This is a genomic window from Anaerobiospirillum sp. NML120449, from assembly GCF_023051105.1.
Classification (GTDB): Bacteria; Pseudomonadota; Gammaproteobacteria; order Enterobacterales; family Succinivibrionaceae; genus Anaerobiospirillum.
In genome coordinates this window covers 50,945-72,988 of the sequence record NZ_JALKIL010000015.1, presented here as the reverse complement: position 1 = coordinate 72,988, position 22,044 = coordinate 50,945, and the positions used below count along the sequence as shown (strand labels likewise).

Sequence of the window (22,044 nt, the reverse complement as noted above, 5' to 3'; positions counted from 1 at the left end):
ACCAGGTATCGCCGCCCCTCCACCAGTGCAGGCTCCATAATGCCCTCATACTGATTCAAAGAGCCACCAGCTGCCCATGGTCCTGGCGCGGACGCTGGCGCGGCAATAGTGGCTGAGCTTATCTCTGCCGGGCACAAGACTCATGTTAACTGGCTACGTGGCAGTCGGCTGGGCCGGGCAAACTATATGGGTAATAGCCTTTTACAGGACGCTTTCCGGAACGACTAAGGGCAGAAGATACTGCCGTGACGTAACTCAGAAGATGAGTACGGCCTGTGGATAAACCCTGAGCTCAATCTGGCCTGTGCACCAGGGGCAAAGCCCAGTCCTTATTGACTGGGCCTGCTGACAGGGCCTGAGGCTTTTATGCTGCGGACTGTGTAAAGCAGGGACGGGCCAGGGCAGTGCCGGGCGTGGACGTGGGGTGCGGCAGCAGGTGCAGATGTGTGGGGGCGGACCTGGCTTGAACAGGTTATGGCCGTGGCCGATCCCGGCATGAATAAATGCTGGCAGGGTAGGACTTATGAGAACGTTTACCTGCATACATAGCCATTTTTGTATGTCTGCGGCCGGGTTCAGGCTGATTATGAGGGGGCATGTCCGGGCATTTCTCATGATATAATTTTTTGATGCAGGTACGTACGCCATGTACGAAGTGCATTTGCTTTTATGACTGGCCGCATGCTGCTTTGAATTTGACCTGTTCATGGAAGTACCGTTTTCAGGAGAGTTTTTGCTTTTCAGGTGCCATGATGCGCCCTTACCTGTATCTGAACATAAGGTCAGCTCAGCTGACAGCTGCTGTGACTGTCATTTTTCGTTGAGCTGCAATGCTTTTTGAGCCTGCCTGATATTAACTCAGGTTGTTTACCGGTTAATTGCCATTGAGCTGCATGCCATGAACAGGTCTCTTCCATGACCTGAACAGGCAGCTGCCCCGCCCCTGCGCAGGCGGCCGCCATGGTCAGCCCCATGGGGCTGGGAGTATCACTGATACTGCCGCCCTTGCTGATACGGGGCGCTACGGCACGATGGCATTTTCGGGGTTGTGCAGACAGGCAGGACCCGGGCTGATTTGTCATATGGCAGGAAGCTGCCTTTGAGGCAGGCGCACTGCGGAAATTTTTGAATTGTGGTGGCAGACGTTTGAGCAGCTCTGCCAGCTGATAAGGATTGATTTGTGAAGCTGCAATCTTATTCTAAAGTTATTACGCTTACCGCACTGGGACTTGGTCTTACTGCGGCAGGTGCTTTTTATTCGCTGAATGAGGCGCAACGCAATGTCAACTCTGACTATCAGCGACAGCTGGACGTTACCCTTAAGTCCACAGGTTCCGACCTCAATCACTATGTACAGCGCATTAACAGTGACTATTACCAGCTCATCAATATGTCACTTACCAATGTCCTGTCCATGGACAAGACTTTCTATGCCCGTGATCCGCTGCTGTCTTTCTTTGAAAAGAATATCCGCAGCCGCTCTGCTTATGGCGAGGGCGAGGATCTGGTATTTGCCCTCGATGCTCTTACTCATTTCAAGGTCCCTTATGTAAGCTATAACTTCAAGACCAAAGAGCTCAAGGTCAATGGAGCTGTCTCTGAAAAGCAGGAAAAGCGTCTGCTCAACGCCCGCAGTCAGGACGGTACCCGCCTTACCGATGCCATAAAGGAAAAGATTGCTCTGGACCGCAGCTTCAGCATTTTCTACTTTGGTGGAGATACCTGGCTGTGTCTTAAGCTCTATGATCGCAAGACCAGCAGCAATTACTTCGTGCTCGACAGCTATCTGAGCGTGCTCAATAAGACTGCTGTCAATGTAAAGAATATCTTCTCTGACATTGATCCTGTGATGCAGGGCATCCTCAAGGATGACAATGTCATGATTGCCCGCCGTGGCCAGCCTATCTTCAAAACCGGTGGTTTCAAGCTCGATCTCAAGATTGATCCGGCTTCGCTGCGCCGTATGGTAGGCGTGCACGTAGTCGATGGTCAGGGCAATATCATCAAGAATGTCTCCTCCATCAAGGAAGGCCAGGAAGCCTATATTCTTGGTACCTCCTACCTGAGCTCCATCAGCTCATATCTGGTAATGCAGCGTCCTTTTGATCACTACAGCAAGGACGACTCTTTCTACACTATGGCCAAAACCGGCCTCGTATCCATTGCCCTTATTTTCCTGCTCTTAATCGTGCTCAATGCCTATCGTTCCGGCCTTAGCGAACAGGAAAAGCAAAACCGTCTGTCCCGTCTGCTCGAGAAAATGCAGAGCCTGACTCCTGAAGAGTTCCATCGTATGCTCGCTGAGGCCATGGACGCCCTGGCAAAGCACAAGGCTCAGCAGAACTCTGCCACAGCCAAAGGATCAGCTGCACCTGCCGCCGATGCCTCTGGTACCGAATCTGATGCCGCCAGCACCGCCTCTGCCGCTACAGCAGCACCAGCCGACAGCTCCGCAACAGCTGATACAGCAGCCCGGAGCGCTGATGACGCTGCCGACAAGACTCAGGGCGATGCGCAGAACACTCAGAGCGATGACAGTGACAAGGCATCGGCCGATGCCAGAGCTGCTGATCAGTCTGATACCCAGACTGATAGCCAGAGCGCAGAGGAAAAGAGCAAGGCTGCTGCCAGCGACAGCTCCAGAACTCAGGATTCACAAAAGGACACTGACAGCGCTCAGAGCAACGATCAGGCACCAGCAGACGGCGCTGCTCCAGCCGCAGGTGCTGCTGATGCTGCCAGTGCAGCTGCCGCCGGTGCAGCTGCCACTGATGGTGCTGAGAAAGCCATGGGCAGTGATGACAAGGCTGATTCCCAGTCTGAGAAGGCCGCCGCCCAGTCCGGTGCTGCAAAAGATGCAGATCAGGACAGGGATAACAGCAAGGCCGCTGAGACTGGCAATGACCAGGCTCAAAGCCAGACCAGGGACGGCACTCCTCAGGACTCCAGCGGTCAGCAGGCTGCCACCGCAGGCGCCAGCTCCGCAGCCAGCACTGGCTCAGCCGCTGGCGCTGGCGCTGGCGCTGGCGCCGGAGCTGACGATGCCCATGGTGCCGATCATGGCGATGAGCCGGCTGCTCTTCCTGAGCTCAGCGAGGACGATATTGCCTTTATCGAAGATCACATGGTTAACAGCTTCATCGCTCAGAGCGGTGTCAACCGTACCAGCCTCGAAGGTGCCGTTGTTTCTCAGACCTTCAGACTGGCCCGTCATCTGGAGTCAAGCTGCAGCAATACTGTTCATGAACTGCGTGAAAGCCTCAAGGCCGAGTTCAAGAACCGCATGAATGTCTACCGTATGGAAGGCAAGTTCATGGCAGCCCGCTCCATGCTGCTCAGTGCTCTGCCATCTGAAGATGCCATGCCTTCTTCAAATTACGTAGACTTTGCAGCCTGTACCGTACCGGCACGTGAGCTGTCAGGTAACTTCTATACCATCAAGCGCCTGAAAGCTGGCAATCTGGCTTTCATTATCGGTGACTGTGCCAGCTCCGGCGTCAAGGCCGCCTATACAGTAACCGTAGTCAATACCCTGCTTGAAGAAGCCCTGCGCAACGACATGGATCCGTCTCAGATCATGAACTATATGAATGATCGTCTCTGCTCCATGTCCCGCATCAGCCCGGTATCACTGTTTGTAGGCATGATTTCCGAGACCACCGGCAATATCATCTCGTGCAATGCCGGTCACTGCTGCCCTGTTATCATTGACCGCAAGCGTCCGCGCTTTATCTGCAGCGAAAATGACAAGCGTCTGGGCACAGACCGCAATATGACCTTTGATACGATCAAGTGCTCCCTGTCACGCGATGACATGATTCTCCTCTATACCAGGGGTGTAATTAATGTCCGCAATGCTCAGGACAACGTCTTTGGTCTGGAGCGCCTGATGGAGCACTGCATGAGCGGCCGCTCCCTGCGTGCTGACGAACTGGTCATAAACGTGCTCAACGATATCAAGATGCACAAGGGCAAACGCCCATTCCGCGAGGATGTATCCCTGATCTGCCTCAAGCAGCTGCTGACCGACCTGCGCACCCCGGCTGCTGATTAAAAGCCGCCGCTACCCTGAGGTCACGCCCGGCTGGTCGCCCAGCCACAGCCGTGGCGCCACATACTCTGAGGCCCCTGACAGTCACTGTCCGGGGCCTCAGTGCATCCAGCCCCCTAAAAAGCACCTCAACCGGCCCGCTCCGCCACCAAGGCCACCGCTCCTGGTCTCGGCCCGGACAATTCATCCTGACACGGCCAGGAGCTGGACCTGGGCAATGACAAGGACAGGGATAGCTGACTCTGGAGCAGAATGCCTGGCCATGGACCGGCCCTCTGCCCAGGACCGGATCCCTGCACCTGGTGCGGGCGGCTGGCATGGCCTGGTACCAGTGCTCTGTAGCTGTTTCGGGATGACGCGGAATGGTCGACATATGACAGCTGCCAGCTAAACGATATTAAGTGGCCAAGGCCCCGACGCCATGAACAATTCGTCCATCACGCGACAGGGTGCTCAGCACTGGACGGCACCAGGCAGCACCCAACATAGGGCTTCACCGTGGTTTTCGTAATTGCAGCATGGGGGCGTGGCCGTAGGCCTCTGCTCCTGGTGGTGCATGGTGCGCGCAATTATGGGCTGAGCCAGGAGTGTTTATGTTGAGGGCGGTGAAAGCAATTTTTGGCTGCCCTGGGACGTTTTACCTGGATAAAGCATGGAATGAACTGTGATTTGAGGGTTATGGGACCTTTGGAAGGGTGATCTGCAGTGAGGCATGTTGTATGGATGTGTTGCCACAAAGGTTATTTTTCTGGTGCATTGCGGGGGTGCGTCAGCAAAAGTTGCAGTGATTTTATTAAATATCTGCACATCTATGGTGCAATAAAAAAATACACCTGGGCCAGACTTAGCCGGTCCAAAGACCGGGACAGGGGATAGAATCGGCCTTTGAGGGGATGTGCACCGCAAAAGAGCCGCAGTATAGATAAATGGGCATAATCTGGTCACAATGGCCTTTTATGGCATAATGTCCGCGACGATGATTAACGTCCTAAGACAGAAAACACGGGAGTCTGCACGGAATGGCAGTTTAAGTCATCCCATGGCGGCTCCGTTTTTTTTCTGTTTGCAGCTCCCCAGGATCGTGCAGCCTGAGAGCGGATCTTCCGAGAAGGAAACTTTAAGCAGCATGTCCAGCTGCTGAATATCGATATGTGCATTTCCTGCGCAGGTTCCTGCAGGCTTACCGGCTTTCAGGCAAGGCGCCCAGAGGGCAGCAGCCGGCGTAAGGACAAGGCAGAATATCAGTTCAGATTGTGGCCATGGCACTGAAATAATCTGCCATGCTTATTGTTTACAGGAGAGCTCCTGTGAATGTTACTGCAGCTAATCCTGAGTACTTTTCCCTCCCAGACATCCTGTTCTCACCACCTGCCAGTCCCTGGCGGCACTCAGGCGAACCTGCCCGAGGCGTTAAGCTTTCTGCCCCTTTCAATGAAAGAGCCTGATACAGCAGCAGAACTGACTTTTTCTTCCTGCTGTCCGGCACGCAAAACTACCAGTTGACTGCGCTGCCGTGGTCATATCTCCAGCCTGACCGGGCTGAATCGGACCAGACTAAACTCTTTCCCCCAAGACCCTGAACACTGGCGGCCAGAATATCACATGTCAGTAACTTCAGATTTTCAGGCAGCAGCCACAGAGCGCAAACAGACAGGCCCCGGATAAAGACAGAACCGGCAGGCCAGGACAAACTGTCTTAAGACCTTTAGAGTTTTGTAAGGCTTATTTATGTCAAAATTAACGATTAAGGAAATCATTTTGCTGGGCATGACCAACTTTGCGTTGTACGTCGGTGCCGGCAACATTATTTTCCCTCCTATCTTGGGTTTACAGTCTGGTACTAACGTTACTCCTGCAGCCATCGGCTTCTTAATTACCGGTGTTGGTCTTCCAGTTATCGCTGCTGTAGCCATGGCCCGTCTGGGCGGCTCCATGGAAGAGCTGACCAAACCAATTGGAGCCAAAGCAGGCTTCATTGCCACTGCAGTTTGCTTCTTATGTATCGGCCCGCTGTTTGCTATTCCACGTACCGCTACCGTGGCCTATGAGCTTGCCATCAAGCCATTTGTAAGCGCTGATACCAATCTGCTGCCGGGCTACAGTGTGTTCTACTTTATTATTGCCACTATCTTTGCCATGTATCCGGCCAAGATTCTTGACACTGTAGGCAAGGTCCTGTCCCCAATCAAGATTGCTGCCTTAATCATCCTTTGTATTACCGCTATCTTCCTGGCTCCTTCTGAGCCTGCCGCTCCACAGGAGCAGTTTGTTGACGGCGCTTTTGCTCTGGGTATTGTTAACGGCTACCTCACTCTGGACACTCTGGCTTCCCTGGCTTTCGCCATCATTATCGTTAACGCTATCCGTTCTCACGGCGTAACCGATGCCAAGCCAGTAACCCGTTATGCCATCATGTCCGGCTGTATGGCTGGTGTGGGCTTTATCTTCATCTACATCTGCCTGTTCCGCCTTGGTAACACCTCTGTCATTCTTACTCCTGAGGCTACCAACGGTGCTGAGGTATTAAGTGCCTATGTAAGCCACGCTTTCGGCAACTTCGGTAACATCTTCCTGGCTGTTCTGATTATCGTAGCCTGTATGGTTACCGCTATCGGTCTGATCTGCGCCTGTTCCTCCTACTTCGAGACCATCTGGCCTATCAGATACCGCACCTATGCCGTAATCTTTGCTGTTGTTTCCTGCGCCATTGCCAACTTTGGTCTGACCACTCTCATCAACATTTCTGTTCCAGGTCTGATCTCTGTTTACCCAATGTTCATCGTGCTGGTAATGACCTCATTCTTCCGTGACTTCTTTATCAACCAGCGCTTTGTTATCGCCCCAGTATGCCTTCTGGCCCTGATCTTTGGTATCAACGACGGTATCGAGGCTGCCGGTCTGAACATCCTGCCAGACTCTGTAAAGGCCCTGCTGCCTTTATATGACAGCGATCTGTCCTGGTTACTCCCAAGCATCATCTTATGTGTCGTTCTGGCCGTAGTTGACCGCATGGTAAACAAGAAGGCTGCCTAGTCATTATGTAACGGCCTGCAGCTCAGCTGTCGGCCGTCACTTCGGCAACCCGGCAAAAGCCCCGCTCAGTGCGGGGCTTTTGCTTTTGGGCCTTACAAAAATTCCAGCCCATGAAAACGATTTCAAAACCAGGTCGCGCCCCGACTCCGCTGCGGCCTCCGTCCCACGCTCGCCATGACTCCCGGCTCTGTCTGGAGGCGCCACCCGGCTCCCGCCTGACCAGGCGTGAGCCTGTCAGCTGCAGTCACTGGTACAGGCACAGACACGGGAGCAGTCCATGGAGCAGCCACTTACCTGGCGCCAGCTGAGCATCATGCGCCGTGGGAGAGCCATGAAAACGTGACCATACCTCCAGGTTCGCAGTCGATTCTTTGTATTTGGCTCAAGGTAAAACTATACTTACAATGCTGTTTGGTGCCCGTCACCATCAGCCCGCGCCAGTACCAGCCATATGCAGACAGCAGCCCTGGGCTGCCATGCCCGATATGCCTTAACATTGGCAAGTGCTGCCTCTCCAGGCGCCCGGCAGCCCCAGCTGCCAGTGCCAGCACCAGTACGCTATGACTACCTGTCATCATGTCACTATGGTGCCAGCGCCAGCCTGTGCCTCTGATCTTCTGTCAGGCTCAACATGGTTATCAGGTCGGCTGCACTGCCGCAGTATTACAGCTGTTACTGCAGGAAATTCAGTACAAACAGGAAGTCAAAGCAGCGTGTAACTGCAGGACCACATATCCTTGAGCACAGGTCAGCCCCGCTGCCCTCAGGGGCAGGCCTGGGCAGCCAAGGCCCGGAATGCAGGCTGTGATGCCTGCTGGCAGTGCCGGTATGGCCCTTACTTACACGAACCTGGACATTGTTGGAATAATTTGTATGGAACGTAAAGAATATCCATGTCCTCAATGCGGACGCATCAAATACTATGACGGCCTCTGCTGGGGATGCAAGGCCCAGAATGAGCGTCAGCAGATTGCTGATATGAGTCAGGAGGAGCTGCAGTCCAGGATCAATGCTTTGCTTGATAAGATAAAAACTGCAGATGATCTTGATGATGACTTTGAAGATCAGTTTTCAAAGCTGGCCCGCTATCGTAATATCGATACCTCAGAATTTGCGCGTATTGCCTTTAACAATGGAATTTACTTTCCCTGCGGTCTGTACAAGGATGCTCCTGAGCAGATAGTCAAGGGCCTGTGTGAGATGCTGCTGCGTGATGATCTGGACAGCTTCCTTGCCAATCAGATTCTGCTGTGCGCTGCAGTCGCCGGTGCCCGTCCGCAGATGCGTCAGACTGTTTATGACACCTTTGTAACTCTGCATAAAGAGCCCCGTGCCTGGCGCAGCAAGCTGCATGTAGATCCATGCTCTTACGCTCCATATGGTGGCTGGACCTACGATAAAGACTTCAACATGATGGAGGTTGTCTACCCTCAGTGCTGGTCACTGGTTAAGGGTACGGCTCAAGACAAGGCCAACAGTCCGGTTACCATAATTTCCGAGACTGCTCCTGAAGAGCACTGTTCCCGCTGCGGTGCCCGGCTTTTTGAGATTATCCGCATTGACGGTCGCGATCCCCGCCTTGCTTTCCTCAAAATCGACGGAGTGCTTTCGATCAAGGGCTGCATGTCCTGCCTGTACTGGGATGACGGCTATTTCACCGGCTATGATCTTCAGGGCAACAGCTGGCCTCTTACTGAATATGAGCAGGATCCTAACTGTGAATGCACAATAAGTGAGGATGATTACCAGAAGATGGCAGCCAACACCTGGGTGCTCGGTCCTGAGTCTGCCTCTCTGCGCTGGCATGCTGACTGGGATATGGGCAGCTCCATTGGCGGCTATGCTTTCTGGGTTCAGGATGTTGATATCAAAACCTGTCCAAAGTGCGGCAAACCAATGAAATATTTAGCCCAGATTCAATGGGATACCGTAGAGGAATTTGCCGAGGGTTACGGCTACATCGAAATCTGTCCTGACTGCCAGGTAGCCTGCGTAATTCACCAGCAGACCTGATCTCCCATCAGACCTGATACTTCATATGGCCTGATAACACATCATGCCTCTGCCCTGACAGCCCGGCCCGGCCTTACATGGCCAGCCCTGCACAGCCCCGCTGTGTGCCTGCCCGGCCGTGCAGGACAGCATCAGGCTCTGTGCCAGTGTCGACTCCGGTACTGGAGCAGATAAATACCATTGAAAGCCTGCCTCTGTGCAGGCTTTGCTGTTTATACGATATGCTTTACAAAATATTTTGTATTTATCAGTACCACAGCAGCTTTACTGTTGGCATACTGCAATTGTGGACATGAGGACAATGACTGACTGAGGGCATGTCTCTCTGGCATCAGAATGGCTACGAGAGTTTCAGGTGAAGCGCGAGAACTGTGAATCTATTAGATTCTGCGACAAAGGCTGAGCCCTGTGAGGCTGTGAGATTTTGAGGCGAAGGGTGTGCCCTGTGAGATTGTGAGATTCTGAGGCGAAGGGTGTGCCCTTTGAAGCTGTGAGATTCTGAGGCGAAGGGTGTGCCCTGTGAGGCTATGAGATTTTGACGCGAGGGCTTAGGCCTGTGGGGCTGTGACATTTTGCGGGGACAGCAGTGGCGTTTGATCGCAGGGCATGCTGATATCTAATGTCCTGTATGTGATGCAGATCCCAAAGTGCTCTAATGTTATTTCGACAGCTTGTATTACCATGGAACTCAGGCGTAATACTTATGATAGGCTGAAAAGATGGACAGGCACTGGAGCCTTAACCGGTGCGCCATGCCTGCAGGTTTGTACTTTCCTGCATAACTTACCGACAAAAGATTCACATCAGGCCCGATCTGTAAGGAAAAGGCCTGCAACAGCATTTTATAACCGGAGCTTACCGCCCAGGAGACGGCCGTGGCTCAGTCACATTTACTGCACAATATGGTGATTATCACGGAGCCATGCTTTCTGATAGAGATGCAGATTCAGCTGCACTGACAGTATCAGCAGCGTGACCATACTTTGCGGTATGTTCTGCGTATGCATTCTGGCTGCTGCGGTGTGAGCTGTCTGCTGGTAACAGTATTTTAATTTGCCGCTGCGGCGGCATCGGGAGAACGGGCTGGCCCTTACCTTTGGGTACAGCCTGGTTAAACGAATGCAACTGAAGGATTATCAGGTCTACTGTGCGACCTTTGAACCATGTGAAGTTCAGGGCAGTAATGCCGGTTACCGTGCAGTCATACATGCACAGGACCTGGACATAGTTACTTACGGTGTCAATTTCGAAAACACTGTCAAAATGGCCCGCAGTGCCGTAGTGGACATGGCCCATGCCATGTCCTATGACGAGCTCATACCCTCAGGATGCCCGGCTCCTGCAAATTATCTGTGCACTGGAAGCCCTGATGATCCTGACAATGATGACCTTCTAAAGTCTGTACAGCAGGACCTGCCCAGAATCATAAGATCCCGTGGTGCCCGAACAGAAACCATCAGTCGCGGCTCAGCTGGTTCTGTGCATACCGATCAGAGCAGACTGACCAGACTTACAGACTGTGACAGTGCCGCTGAACATGCCCTGGGCTCTGTTAATGCAATTGCGGCCAGCTCAATGCCAGATAACAGTACGCATAGCATTAATGTCAATGTTCAAGCCCCTGAAAACCCATCAGGATCATCAAGCCTTTTAACCAATTACCCTTCCTCACAGCCAGCTGCTGCAAACTGTGGCGCCTCCATACCGCCAGCTGCTGCAAGCAGTGGCACGCCATTACAGCCAGCTGCTGCAAGCAGTGGCACGCCACTACAACCAGCTGCTGCAAGCTGTGGCACCTCTTTGCAGCCAGCTGCACACCATGCCTGCTCATCTTGTGATTCTGCAATCATCGGGCAGCACGATAACCAGTCATTCCCACTGTTCACCACAAATACGAATTCTGCTCCATCATCGGGAGCCATAATGCCAGGCTTATCAGGCCATTGTGACGCCGTTTGCGGGCAAGCGCAGTATGGCGACATGACGCCAGCTGATGCCAGTCATGATCGTGCCTCTGTACGCGGCAGTTCAGACAGCTCAATTTCACAGCCTGATGCTCTGACTCAGCTTTCCACCTTTAAAAGCAGCGATATCCTGTCAACTGAACTGGCCGAGCCACGCTATGTAAAGAAGAAAAAGCAAGGAGGAGGCAAAAGGCATAGCCTCGATGTGCAGTTTGAGCTGCCCGGACAGACTGCGGTTAAATTCATAATTGCCAATCACATGTGCCGTCATGGTCTGAACTTCAATAAAGTGGCCTCTCTTGCTGGCTGTCAGCGTGAGGATATAGAGCATCAGCTGGACTTTTACAGTGACACCTGCGTGTTTGACCTCAAGCTCATTATGGCCACGCTGGGTATTACCATCAGCGGATTTCGTGTCTGACCGTCAATGCCGCCTCAGTTTACCCCTGAATTCAGTACCGGCCTCCGCTGCGACAAAGTCGTACCTGTATGATGCCGTACCTGCATAACCTTCCATCCACGCATTATGCTGTACCTGCATGAGGCCATGATGACAAGCTTCTGATGTCATACATACCGAGCCTGATGACATGCATGTCTGCGTTTTCAGGTCTGCATGATTGCAGCGTTGCATCTTTGCAGGCATGGTACTGGTTCCTGGTCTGTCAGACACATAAGAGAGGCTCTTTAAGCAAAAAAGCTCAGATCTTTCGACCTGAGCTTTTCTTTATGGCGCCATGATGACCTTACGCCAATACTGAGCACATGCTCAGTAAGGCTGTTTATGGTCTGTCATTGCGTGAGTTGTCGTTATAGCGGTTAAAGTCGGCATCATCTGCATGACTGTCGGCAGCCGGGGCATTGTTTTGTCCCTGCGGCGCCTGCCAGTCATTGCCATCAAAATAGCCCTGATTACCCTGGCCTTGAGTTGGGCCTGGATGACCGTCGAACGGCCCCTGAGGTCCATGTTGCCATGGCTGGCCATCATATGGCCCCTGAGGGCCTTGCTGGCCGTCGAACGGCCCCTGAGGTCCATGTTGCCATGGCTGTCCGCCATATGGGCCCTGCGGACCACCATATGGGCCCTGTGGGCCATTGTGCCATGGCTGGCCGCCGTACTGGCCCTGCGGACCACCGTATGGGCCCTGTGGGCCATTGTGCCATGGCTGGCCGCCATACTGGTCCTGCTGCCCCTGCGGACCACCGTATGGGCCCTGTGGGCCATTGTGCCATGGCTGGCCGCCGTACTGGCCCTGCTGGCCCTGCGGACCACCGTATGGGCCCTGAGGACCATTTTGCCATGGCTGACCGCCAAACGGACCCTGTGGGCCTTGCTGACCATCAAAAGGTCCCTGCCACTGCTGGCCATTATATGGACCCTGCTGACCAAACTGACCACCGGCATACTTGCTGGAGCTGACGGCGCACAGCTGATCAAAGGTCATTCGGAGCGGATCAGGACCAAATCTGTTATCTCCGTCATTACCTTTGAGAGCACAAAGGACAATCAGATAGATAAAGCTGGCGATCATAACAATCACCAGGCCAATCAAAGCTGTCATAAACTCGGGATTGTCCTCAGGTGCTCTGAAAGAGTCGTCCGTGATTAACTCAAGGAAAAACACGCAGACAAAAACTCCAATGAAGGCAACAGCATAAGGTAGAAGTACCCACCATCCTCTGCGGTTGGTATCGTGCAGTCGTCGAACTGATACAGAAATGGTGGCAACTGACAGATACAGCTGGCAGACAATGCTTATCAGAGGTCCCAGCAGGGGTACAATTTCTACTATCGTCAGCACAGCATTGGCAATCAGGCCAATGAGCATTAAGAACCAGTACTCCGATCGCGACGAACGTCCTTTGAAATCAAGCACTCTGTACCTAAGTCCCAGCAGTGCCGCCTCCTTGAAGGTCACCATGGTGTTCTCCTAATTACTATCAAATCAATCGCACAATATGCCTGCCATCATGAAGGGGCGTGCAACTGGCTATCCTCTGCAGTGTACAGCAAAAGCAATCACTGAATAACAGCCGATATCACATGGCGGATCAATATACTTCCATCCATGGCTGCAGGTCTTTATCGCCCCAGCATGGTTGCGCAGCAGGTACCACACTTATACATTTCTATACACCTATTGATATCCCGGAACGCGATCTACTGTCGGCCCGTCACTGCAAGCCAGATCAGTGATTGCAGGTGGTTGCTCCTGCCAGGCTACAGTATGACCGGTGCTCAGCAAATTACGCCCATCACCGCAAAGAGCCTGTTGCCCGTCAATCATCACAGCAGCCACCATGCTGGCCGGCAGCGTCATTGCCGACAGGCCGCCACTGACGCCATTGTCAGCACTGCCCTCACCTCTGGCTGCTGCAGTCGCTGCAGCCGGCACTGGCGCAGCCACAGTTGTGGCTGCTGGCGCCGCAGCTGATGATGCAGGGGCATCAGTTGCTCCGGCAGTTGCAGCAGCTGCCGAAACTGCTGCCCCTGCTGTCCATGCAACGGCAGGGGCTGACGCGATCTCAGAGCTGGCCTGTACCTCCGGCTGTAGCTGCATTGCTGGTTGATAAAGCCACCACGGGTACCAGAAGATCTGGACACTTTGCGGATCAGCTTTCTGCTCATGGCTGGCCTCACTGGCAAAGCAGGTAATCTCCGGATCATCAGCAGTCAGGCTGCCTGAATCAGAGGCTGTTGCGCCGCATTCAGATGAGGCAATGTCATAGTGCTGGCAAAAAGGCTCGCACCAGTGTGACATGAAGTATGGCCAGTATGGGCTCTGGTTTTGCCCGAAAACTCCCTCAGATTGCATGCCAGACATTCCCTCAGTCTGGCCCTCAGTCTGCCCGTCGGTCAGGCCGACAGCCAGTCCTCGAGAAGGCTCTTCAGACAGCAAGCCGCACTGCATGGCTATATTCTGCTGCCAGAGCATTGCCCAGTACTGCCACCAGGCCCACTGCTCCGGGGTCATGGAGTAAAGGCTCATATCCATAGCCGCTGCCCCATCTGCAGCTGCGGCTGTGGCTGCAACAGTCGGCCTGTCTGCTGCACAGGCTGCAGCTGCAGCATTATAGTCATCTGGCGATGGAGCATTATATTTATCAGACGATGGAGCTTCAACTTCAGGATTGTGTGCAGCCTGAAGCGGGCCGCCATCAGTGAAGCTGCCATTCGGGACAATGTAAGCAGGAACAATTTCATTCAAAGCAATGTCATTCTGGACAGATCCTTCGCAGTCAGATATATAAGGTGAAGAGCTGTCCTGAGATTCTGCATTTGAGGCTGCAGCATCAGGGGCAAAGAAGTAAGGGTAATACCAGGCCATCATCTGCCAGTACTGCTCTGGAGACATGTACATAAATTCATGATAAGGCCAGTATGCAACATGGTTTTCGCCATCAATGCTGTCGGAAGTATTCAAAACACTGGCACTTCCTGGGAGTGACGCTGCACAAGTGCTCTTGCCCGGTGCTGCAGTTGTTGATGGGGCCGACTGGGTAGCGCCTGTATACTCAGACGCGCCTGACGGCGCAATGTACTCAAAACCTGGGAAAGCATGGCCAGGATGGTCAGCAGAGCCAGCGTGGCTATGAACGTCAGCACGGCTGCTATGGCCTGCAGGACCAGGCTGCATCATTGCCGGATCGTAGCCATAATAACCAAGTCCAGGTGCAGGCGGCCATGGGGCATTGCTGTTAAAGAGCTCAGATGTGCCTTCTGGCCGCAAATGCTCATTGTCATGCCAATTATCATATTCGTCAGGGTTTGACTGGACACTGTCTACAGGAGGGCATGGGATGGCTCCCTGATTGATAATGGCAGAACCCGGCTGCTGGCCTGTGCTGCAGACTGCTGCATTAATACCGCTATTTCCGTACCCGTTTGCACTTGCAGACATGCGTCCCAGGGGATCAGGTCCATATCTGTTTGGACCGCTTTCTCCCTGCCCGAGAAGTACCAGCATCAGGCCAAACAGGTATACGAGCCAGAGGAGAACTGCTCCAATTGCTATAAACAGCCCCAGATTAGAGTCGATCTGGAATGCTGTAACCAGCGCTGTAATGAATAAGGCCAGAGGTATCAGAAAGCCGCCGGCACCAAATCCAAGATCATGAAGTCTTCTTACGGTAACAGCAGGAAAGGGCAGCATTAATACCGCCATCATAATCAGTATGAGTTCGACACTGTCATAGGTTTCAATAATGTGCCAGGAGGACATCACCTCAAGAGCAAGTGCCAGAAAAAAATACGACCAGAACTCAGCTCTGGATGCACGACCCGTAAAAATAAAGGTCTTAAAGATGCATCTGATGCACGCATTTGCTATTGGCATAACGCCTCCTGATAAAACTCTGGCAAAACTGCCACCGCCCCATCCAAAGCCCGGATCTAAACCACAAGCTGGCAATGGCCCTGACCAGGCCAGGCCAGGGCTCAGTATCATGCCCATAGCCCTGGGCTCAGGGCTCAGGCTCAAGCCTGGGACCATGTCCATGCTCAAGCCCTGGCCCGGGGCCAGAGCTACGGCCACAGCTACAGCATATAAAGCTCTGCACTGCACAGCCTGACAGTAATTCATCCATGGCAAGACTGCCCAACAGGTGCTATGACATGAGCAAGGTCGAAGACAGAAGCCAGGTCCGGCTCAATACCTTCATTTAACAGGCAATATTCAGCCCATGCTGTTAACAGTGCATATGCACACAGGCCATGGTGCAAGGGGCTTTGCCGGCATGCAAGGTGAATAAGCCACGTAACAAAGTATGCAGACATAAGCATGAACAGGCAATAGCCCGGCATCTGCCCGAGGCTGCAACAGCATGGTCAAACTCAGCATGACTGAGCTGACAACAGCTCTTCGCACCTGGCTCGGTAAGCCCTCCTCTGAGCTTGTGAAACAGCCGCTAAGATGCCGCAAGCCATATTGTTCAGGCACAAAAAACCCGGACACAGGTCCGGGCTTTCTGTATGGGTATGCGGCATTCAGATGCAGCATTACTGATACGTCTGGGCATAGTATACAGCTTAGTGAAATTTTCTGCCGCTTTTGTCAGACTCATTCTTACCCTGATTTAATGCAGCTTCTACATCCTGCTGTGAGGCCTTGCTGCCCATGGCAACATTGTTCTCCAGATTATTAACGACGCTCATGCTGGAGGCTGCGTCCCGGGAGGCCATGTCTGCAGCATTGTGGGCTGCATTGCTAAGTGCCTGCTGGGCTGCACTCTGAGCAGCCTGATCCTGGCCCTGTTCACCTGCCAGAGGCTGGACCTGAACCTGGCCATGCTCCTGAGTTGATGGGTGTGTGTTCCTGTCTGCAGTCAGGCCCCTGGATAGGGTCATGGTCCTGGCTGCAGTCAGGTCCCTGGATAGGGTCATGGTCCTGGCTGCAGTCAGGTCCCTGGATAGGGTCATGGTCCTGGCTGCAGTCAGGCCGTTTGCTGCAGTCGGGGTCTGACTGTAGTCTGCTGATGCTTATTGGCGGGAGCGGGCAGAGTTGTGCAGCGCTGCGTCAGTTGGGCACAGTATTGCACTGATGAGCCTGGCCAGGCGGCTATTGACGCTGCGGCTGCCATGGTCAGCTTCAGCGCCTGATGTTTTCAGAATGGCTATGGCTGTTTCAGAGATAAAAAAGCCCGGATAAACCGGGCATTTTTATTATTTGCGTTTGGTAGTGCGGCGGGCACGACGTGCCGGTGCAGCCTTGGCAGGTTGCTCTGCAGCTGGCTCAGCGTCAACTGCAGATCTGGCTTTTGCAGCTGACTTTGAGGAGGCAGCGGCTGCCGGAGCAGCTGCGGAGGCATTTGCAGCTTCAGGCTCTACTGGTACAGCCTCTACAGGCACGGCTTCGACCTCAAGAACACTGGCAGATGCGCCGGTCAGGGCAGAGCCGGTAAGCTCGGATGCGGCCATGGTTGAAGGCGCAGCCGGCAGAGCTGGAACTTCCTGAGCCTGAGGTGCGGCCAGAGTACTGTTACCGCTCCAGGCACGCTGCAGGCGTGAGGAGGTGGTAACAATACGGGTACTGGCATTGCCCAGCAGGGTAGCATTGATGAGCTTGTCATCCTTTTCCCTGTCCTCGATGTTCAGGCTCTCGAAGAAATAGTCAGGTGGCAGGGTAACCTGCTGCTGACGCATGAGAGAGCGCATCTCAGGGGTAAGACGACGGCTCATTAAAGAGCGGGCTTCGGCACTGGGCACAAAGGTATTACGCTCATTACGGACAACACGAATGACAGGACCCTGTGCATCCTGAGCCTCCGGTGCCATGGAAATGCTTCCCATAATCAGGGTATTACCCTGGGAAAGAATCTCCTGCTTGAGAGCCTGGCCCTTATCCCTGAGCTCGGCACGCATGGCAACATTAGCCTTGCGCTCCTGCTCCATTACAGCAGCCTGCTCATCATCTTCAGCCATACGGTTACTGCAGATCAGACCTGGGGCCTGCTCTTCAGGAATACTGCCTTCAAGAGTTGATGGCAGAGCCTGAGGTTCAACAGGCTCAGGGGCTGGAAGCTGCTCCTGAGGAACACGGAAAGTAATACGTGTTGATGGGCTGACCTCAAGTGTGGTCTGATTGCTTTTGACCTCTTCGCCACTGCGTACAACCTGAGCCATCAGGCCTGAAGAACGCAGAGTGCTTCCGTCGGCACCAAGACCGGCTGCTGCCATGGAACGTGCAATATGAGCTGCAATACCCATGGTGGTGGAACCGGAAAGCTGGTGTCGGGTGATACGGGCACCGTGCAGTCCTTTATCAACGCTGTTGGACTGGTAGGATGTGTCAGGGGTGATCTGTAACTTGGTCATGGCTGGTGGAGTGCCAATGTGCGGAGCTGGCAGGCACTGGGCATAGGAAGGGCCCTTGCCAAAAGCCGAGCGCACAGGGCTGTTATTTGCCTGAGTGAAGTGATTACGTACTCTGGCATTTTCGCCCCTGGCATATAATGAATTAAATACTTCGTACTTGCCTGGATTACGACGCGACAGCACTGGACCAGGGGCAATGCCAAAGCGGCTGCTGGAGGTGGTGCGACGACGTGACTGTGCATTGCTGACCGGCTGCGCGTTGGCGGCACGTGGCAGAGTGAACAGTCTTGGAACAGGGATATACATGCGGTTACCCTGCTCACCAGTCTGGTGACGGTCATAGGCCAGATCATGAGCGCTGTTGGCTACACGGCGGAATGAACGTGCCATTTCGGTGTACTCAAGACCTGAGAAACCATAAGCAGGAACACGCATTACCGGAGCTCTGAAATTTTCATAGCTGCGCTGGGTAAGACCGGTATTGTGCTTAAGAGAACGAGGTTCGTTGGCAGTTGGAATCCAGGAAGCCGGAGACAGCTCTGCCTGATAGCTCTCAGGAATATTAAGCTCCTGATGAGCAACCTCGGTACCATGTACCTGAGAGGTGAAATCGTCTGTAGAAACCTTGCCTGAAGCAGCACCTGATACCAGACTTGTCCTGTCTGCGTTCAGATTACTGTCAGGATAGCCAAAGGACTCAGAAGCATCTGAAGGTGCATAGGCAGCGTTATCATCAATAGATGAGCCACGTACCGGGCTTATAGACTTGTCAGCAACAGCACTTACTGAACCGCCAGGAATATGCTGTGTTACAGAACTGTAGTCATAGCCTCCAGCACTTAGTGATGGGGCATCTCCACTGTAATGTGCGGCATTGAGGGTCTGCAGGGAGCTGCCATCATCAGAGCTGATACCTGCAAGAGGATTGATCTCATGGGCAGCTGATCCGTAAGCCACTGCTGTACCGGATGACAGCACTGACGAGCCCTTTACTTCAGAGGGGCTGCCGTTCTGTGATGCAGCCTTATCTGAGTAAGACTCCTTGTTCTGGGCCCTCTTACTGCCCTTATTGTCAGCAGTGTTCTGGCTGCTGTGGGCGTCACGGCCGTCATTGCGCTCGCCGGAACGGTCACCAGCGCGGTCGTTATTGTGCTCAGTGGTGCGCTCACCTGCGCGGTCATTGCGATCACTGGCGCGCTGTCCAGAGCGATCGCTGCTGCGACCGCTGTCACGATCTGATGATTTGTCGTGTGACTTCTTGCCCGAACGGGAGGCAGAACCTTCTGAGGCTGATGGGGATGCAGACTGCGCAGCGCCTGCTGATCCGGCGTTTTCTGATGGAGCCTGAGAGCCATAGGTAGGCATGGCGGCAATGCCCTGACCGGCCTGAGCTGCGGCAGCGGCTTCACGGGCCTGCTGCTCACGAAGAATCTGAGCAAGGGCGTTGACAGTCTCGGCTGCGGCCGGGCCGTCTGCTCCATAGGCAAAGTCCTCAACAGCAGCGGTCTCTGTTATTGAGAGATCGTCAAAACCACTGTCTGGCATGCCACCGAAAGACTGACCGTCATCAATCATGGCCTCAAAGCCCGACAGGCTGGAGCCATAAGCTGAATCCTGATAGCTTACAGCAGATCCCAGATCCTGCTGCCAGGACTGTGAGTCTGTTGAGGCTGCGGCAGTGACCTTTCCCTGGTTGCCAGACTGAGAGCCTGAACCTGACCGGGATGAGGCCGCATCAGAGGCAGCATGCTTTTTTCTCTTGTTGCTTCTGTTGTCCTCGTGGGATGCCGATGAGCTTTTTGGCATGTTATTACCTTGTACGGTGCGATTAATCTTTTGCTGAAAAATGAAACCCTGCGCCAGGCAGGGTTAGTCATTCCTGACTGGGGTCAGGACCCGGCGCAGATGCCTCGCTGGCAGCTCCGCCCTTTAGCGAAACAGGCCTGCGGAATATGGGTGCCGCAGGGACAGGGGCAGTAATTGCAGCCCTGTCATATCCATACGGCTGAAAGTCCCGTGAAGTGACTGTGCTGTTATCACCAGGTCAGGTCAAACCTGACGGAAACATCAACCCACCTGGACAATAGTGCTGCAGGTGAGCATATCACTTGATGTGTGAACGGTCTTTGTAGCCGTATTGCCGGAGCGACCGGGCCTGTAAGTTATATCAGGCTCTGCGCTCTCTGCTGGCAGCCTGCTCAGCTTCCTCTTCCTTGTCTTTCTGCTTTTGCAGAGCGACATTGGCCAGCTTGCGGCGCTGTTCGAGATCAGGGTAAGGGTCATTGCCCTTGAGGGTATTTGGACGAACGCCATCAATACCATTTACCTTGATATCGTGAGCCAGAGACTCATCTTCAGAGCCCAGAGCAGTGGCGACCAGAGCCAGTGGCAGACGCTCGATATCAAGACGGATATTGGTGCCGTAGAAACCGTCAAGCAGGCAGCGGTAGAGGTGGGTTTCTGCCTGATTTAAGGCAACAGGTGCGCAGTCATAGGTCTGGGCATCGTTGGCAGTCCAGAGATCCTGGTTGGACAGCAGAGTCTGCTCATCCATTAAGAGGCTCTCGATATTTGGCAGATACAGACGCAGGTTGTGCAGAATGGCAAAGGACTTCAGATCAATGGAGCCCAGATACTGACACTGGCTGTTGGCAACCCAGTCAACCTCACAGACCTCACGAATATGTGAAAGCGGGGTCATGATAGCCATGGTGCCTTTGATTGGAGGCAAAGCCACAGCGGTAGAGATATTGTCCATAAAGACAATACGGTCAGGACGCAGCTGCAGTGAGGCCATTTCGTCAATAGCGCAGGCAAAGAGCTTCATGCCGCCAACACGGGCACGCAGGTCATCATCAAAGAGGACAATACGTACCAGAGATGGTGGCGGAATGATACCGAGCTGGAGAATGTCCTTGCGGTATGGGTTGAGCTCGAGGTAGTCGCGCAGGAAGTCCAGAAGCAGTGGAGTGTACTTCTCAAACCAGGTGGTATCGATACCACGGATAGGAATCTGACGGGTAAGGAAGTTGGAGTCGCGGTTTTCACAGAGCCACTTGGAAACAGCAACCACACGCTCAAAGTCGATCCAGTCAAGATTGGACAGACCATTGATAACGTTGAGGGCAGAGTCGGTAAGCTCTGGAATTTCCTGAAGGATGAGGCTCAGGCAGCGGATAGCAGACTGATACTCAACCAGGTGACCGGCCCAGGTGGCCAGCTCTTCAGGAGTCTCAAATACCAGATGTACCGGAACCTTAACGGCGCCAATATCGTCAAAAGTACGATCTACAAACTCTACATGACCAGCAGGAAGAGGAGCACTCCATTCCTTGCAGAAATTGATAAATGCAGTCTGATTCTCAGCTACATCCTCGTCTCTGGTTGGAGCACCAAGATAAAGGTGGGTAGGAAAATCCTCAGGTACATCACGCTTGTCATTTACATGACTGGCCAGCCAGCTGATCACTTTGGCGCGATAGTAGTTGTTAATCTCGCTGCGAATAATGCTACGGTTTTTCAAAATGAACTTCCTATGGTCTAAACGTGCCCAGGACATCCTGTCAGCTCTGATGCACCACTAAGGCTTAGGTTTAGCAAAGTAGCCTTACCAAACTAAACCAAAGCCTCAGACAGTACCTGCGGAGGCAATACCCTGTAATGGTATCAGGAAAAGGGATTTTTCCCTTTATCCAAATGCTCTCCGGGGCGCGCTGCGCCTGGATCCGTAATGCGGGCGCAGGGAGGCACAATAATCTTCAGTCCAGCAATTATAGCATATGGCCATATCTACAAAACTGCCTGACCGGTAAAAGGCGCTTTACGCCTTTTTTTGCGGCATTCCTCACACTTTTCCCCGTGAAAACACAGTCGCCGCAAAACATCCAGCCCCTTTAAAAGGCTGTCTTCTCCCTTTCCATCAGCATTAGCTCAATCCAGCTCCTTATACAGACAACATAACTTGAGTCGACGGGATAAAGGAGCTTACCAGGTGCTTGTGTGACATATATGGGGATGCGTATTTGCATCGGTAATATATCTGCAAAGATGCAATTACGCTGTCCCCATAGCCCAGCCCTGCAAACGGACCTGTCCAGCCAGGATGAATGCAACAGGGACGGTAACCGGTCATGCATGAAGCAAGGCCAGACATAAGCTGAACAGATTAG

The 22,044-nt window shown here is 53.4% G+C and carries 9 protein-coding genes; 4 read left to right on the top strand and 5 right to left on the bottom strand.

What is annotated here, in order from left to right; all coding sequences use genetic code 11:
• Positions 1-1,180: 1,180 nt before the first annotated feature.
• From MXE41_RS06240 to MXE41_RS06225, 4 genes are all read left to right on the top strand, one after another.
• On the top strand, positions 1,181-4,054 hold the full coding sequence (locus MXE41_RS06240) for a PP2C family protein-serine/threonine phosphatase (RefSeq protein ID WP_247099869.1): 2,874 nt from the start codon (positions 1,181-1,183) through the stop codon (positions 4,052-4,054).
• 1,725 nt (positions 4,055-5,779) lie between these two features.
• A complete protein-coding gene (gene brnQ, locus MXE41_RS06235; protein WP_247099868.1) occupies positions 5,780-7,084 on the top strand; it encodes a branched-chain amino acid transport system II carrier protein in 1,305 nt (434 codons plus the stop codon).
• 873 nt (positions 7,085-7,957) lie between these two features.
• On the top strand, positions 7,958-9,097 hold the full coding sequence (locus MXE41_RS06230; RefSeq protein WP_247099867.1) for a hypothetical protein: 1,140 nt from the start codon (positions 7,958-7,960) through the stop codon (positions 9,095-9,097).
• 1,119 nt (positions 9,098-10,216) lie between these two features.
• The gene (locus tag MXE41_RS06225) at positions 10,217-11,482 is read left to right on the top strand and encodes a hypothetical protein (RefSeq protein ID WP_247099865.1); all 1,266 of its coding nucleotides are present in this window, start codon (positions 10,217-10,219) and stop codon (positions 11,480-11,482) included.
• 361 nt (positions 11,483-11,843) lie between these two features.
• On the opposite strand, the gene MXE41_RS06220 is transcribed toward MXE41_RS06225, so the two are convergent.
• From MXE41_RS06220 to MXE41_RS06200, 5 genes are all read right to left on the bottom strand, one after another.
• The gene (locus MXE41_RS06220) at positions 11,844-12,983 is read right to left on the bottom strand and encodes a DUF805 domain-containing protein (protein ID WP_247099863.1); all 1,140 of its coding nucleotides are present in this window, start codon (positions 12,981-12,983) and stop codon (positions 11,844-11,846) included.
• Positions 12,984-13,199: 216 nt separating this feature from the next.
• The gene (locus MXE41_RS06215) at positions 13,200-15,398 is read right to left on the bottom strand and encodes a DUF805 domain-containing protein (protein ID WP_281503552.1); all 2,199 of its coding nucleotides are present in this window, start codon (positions 15,396-15,398) and stop codon (positions 13,200-13,202) included.
• 692 nt (positions 15,399-16,090) lie between these two features.
• On the bottom strand, positions 16,091-16,480 hold the full coding sequence (locus MXE41_RS06210) for a hypothetical protein (protein ID WP_247099860.1): 390 nt from the start codon (positions 16,478-16,480) through the stop codon (positions 16,091-16,093).
• 243 nt (positions 16,481-16,723) lie between these two features.
• The gene (locus tag MXE41_RS06205; RefSeq protein ID WP_247099858.1) at positions 16,724-19,681 is read right to left on the bottom strand and encodes a hypothetical protein; all 2,958 of its coding nucleotides are present in this window, start codon (positions 19,679-19,681) and stop codon (positions 16,724-16,726) included.
• A gap of 361 nt (positions 19,682-20,042) precedes the next feature.
• Positions 20,043-21,398 (bottom strand): Wadjet anti-phage system protein JetD domain-containing protein, encoded by a 1,356-nt coding sequence (locus tag MXE41_RS06200; RefSeq protein WP_246978647.1) that lies wholly within the window; start codon positions 21,396-21,398, stop codon positions 20,043-20,045.
• Positions 21,399-22,044: the final 646 nt, after the last annotated feature.

What these genes read in the sequence shown, in the direction of transcription:
- MXE41_RS06230 (WP_247099867.1), top strand. Translation starts at nt 7,958, where the DNA reads ATGGAACGTAAAGAATATCCATGTCCTCAATGCGGACGCATCAAATAC.
- MXE41_RS06215 (WP_281503552.1), bottom strand. Translation starts at nt 15,398, where the DNA reads ATGCCAATAGCAAATGCGTGCATCAGATGCATCTTTAAGACCTTTATT.
- MXE41_RS06205 (WP_247099858.1), bottom strand. Translation starts at nt 19,681, where the DNA reads ATGCCAAAAAGCTCATCGGCATCCCACGAGGACAACAGAAGCAACAAG.
- MXE41_RS06220 (WP_247099863.1), bottom strand. Translation starts at nt 12,983, where the DNA reads ATGGTGACCTTCAAGGAGGCGGCACTGCTGGGACTTAGGTACAGAGTG.
- MXE41_RS06210 (WP_247099860.1), bottom strand. Translation starts at nt 16,480, where the DNA reads ATGACCCTATCCAGGGACCTGACTGCAGCCAGGACCATGACCCTATCC.
- MXE41_RS06225 (WP_247099865.1), top strand. Translation starts at nt 10,217, where the DNA reads ATGCAACTGAAGGATTATCAGGTCTACTGTGCGACCTTTGAACCATGT.
- brnQ (WP_247099868.1), top strand. Translation starts at nt 5,780, where the DNA reads ATGTCAAAATTAACGATTAAGGAAATCATTTTGCTGGGCATGACCAAC.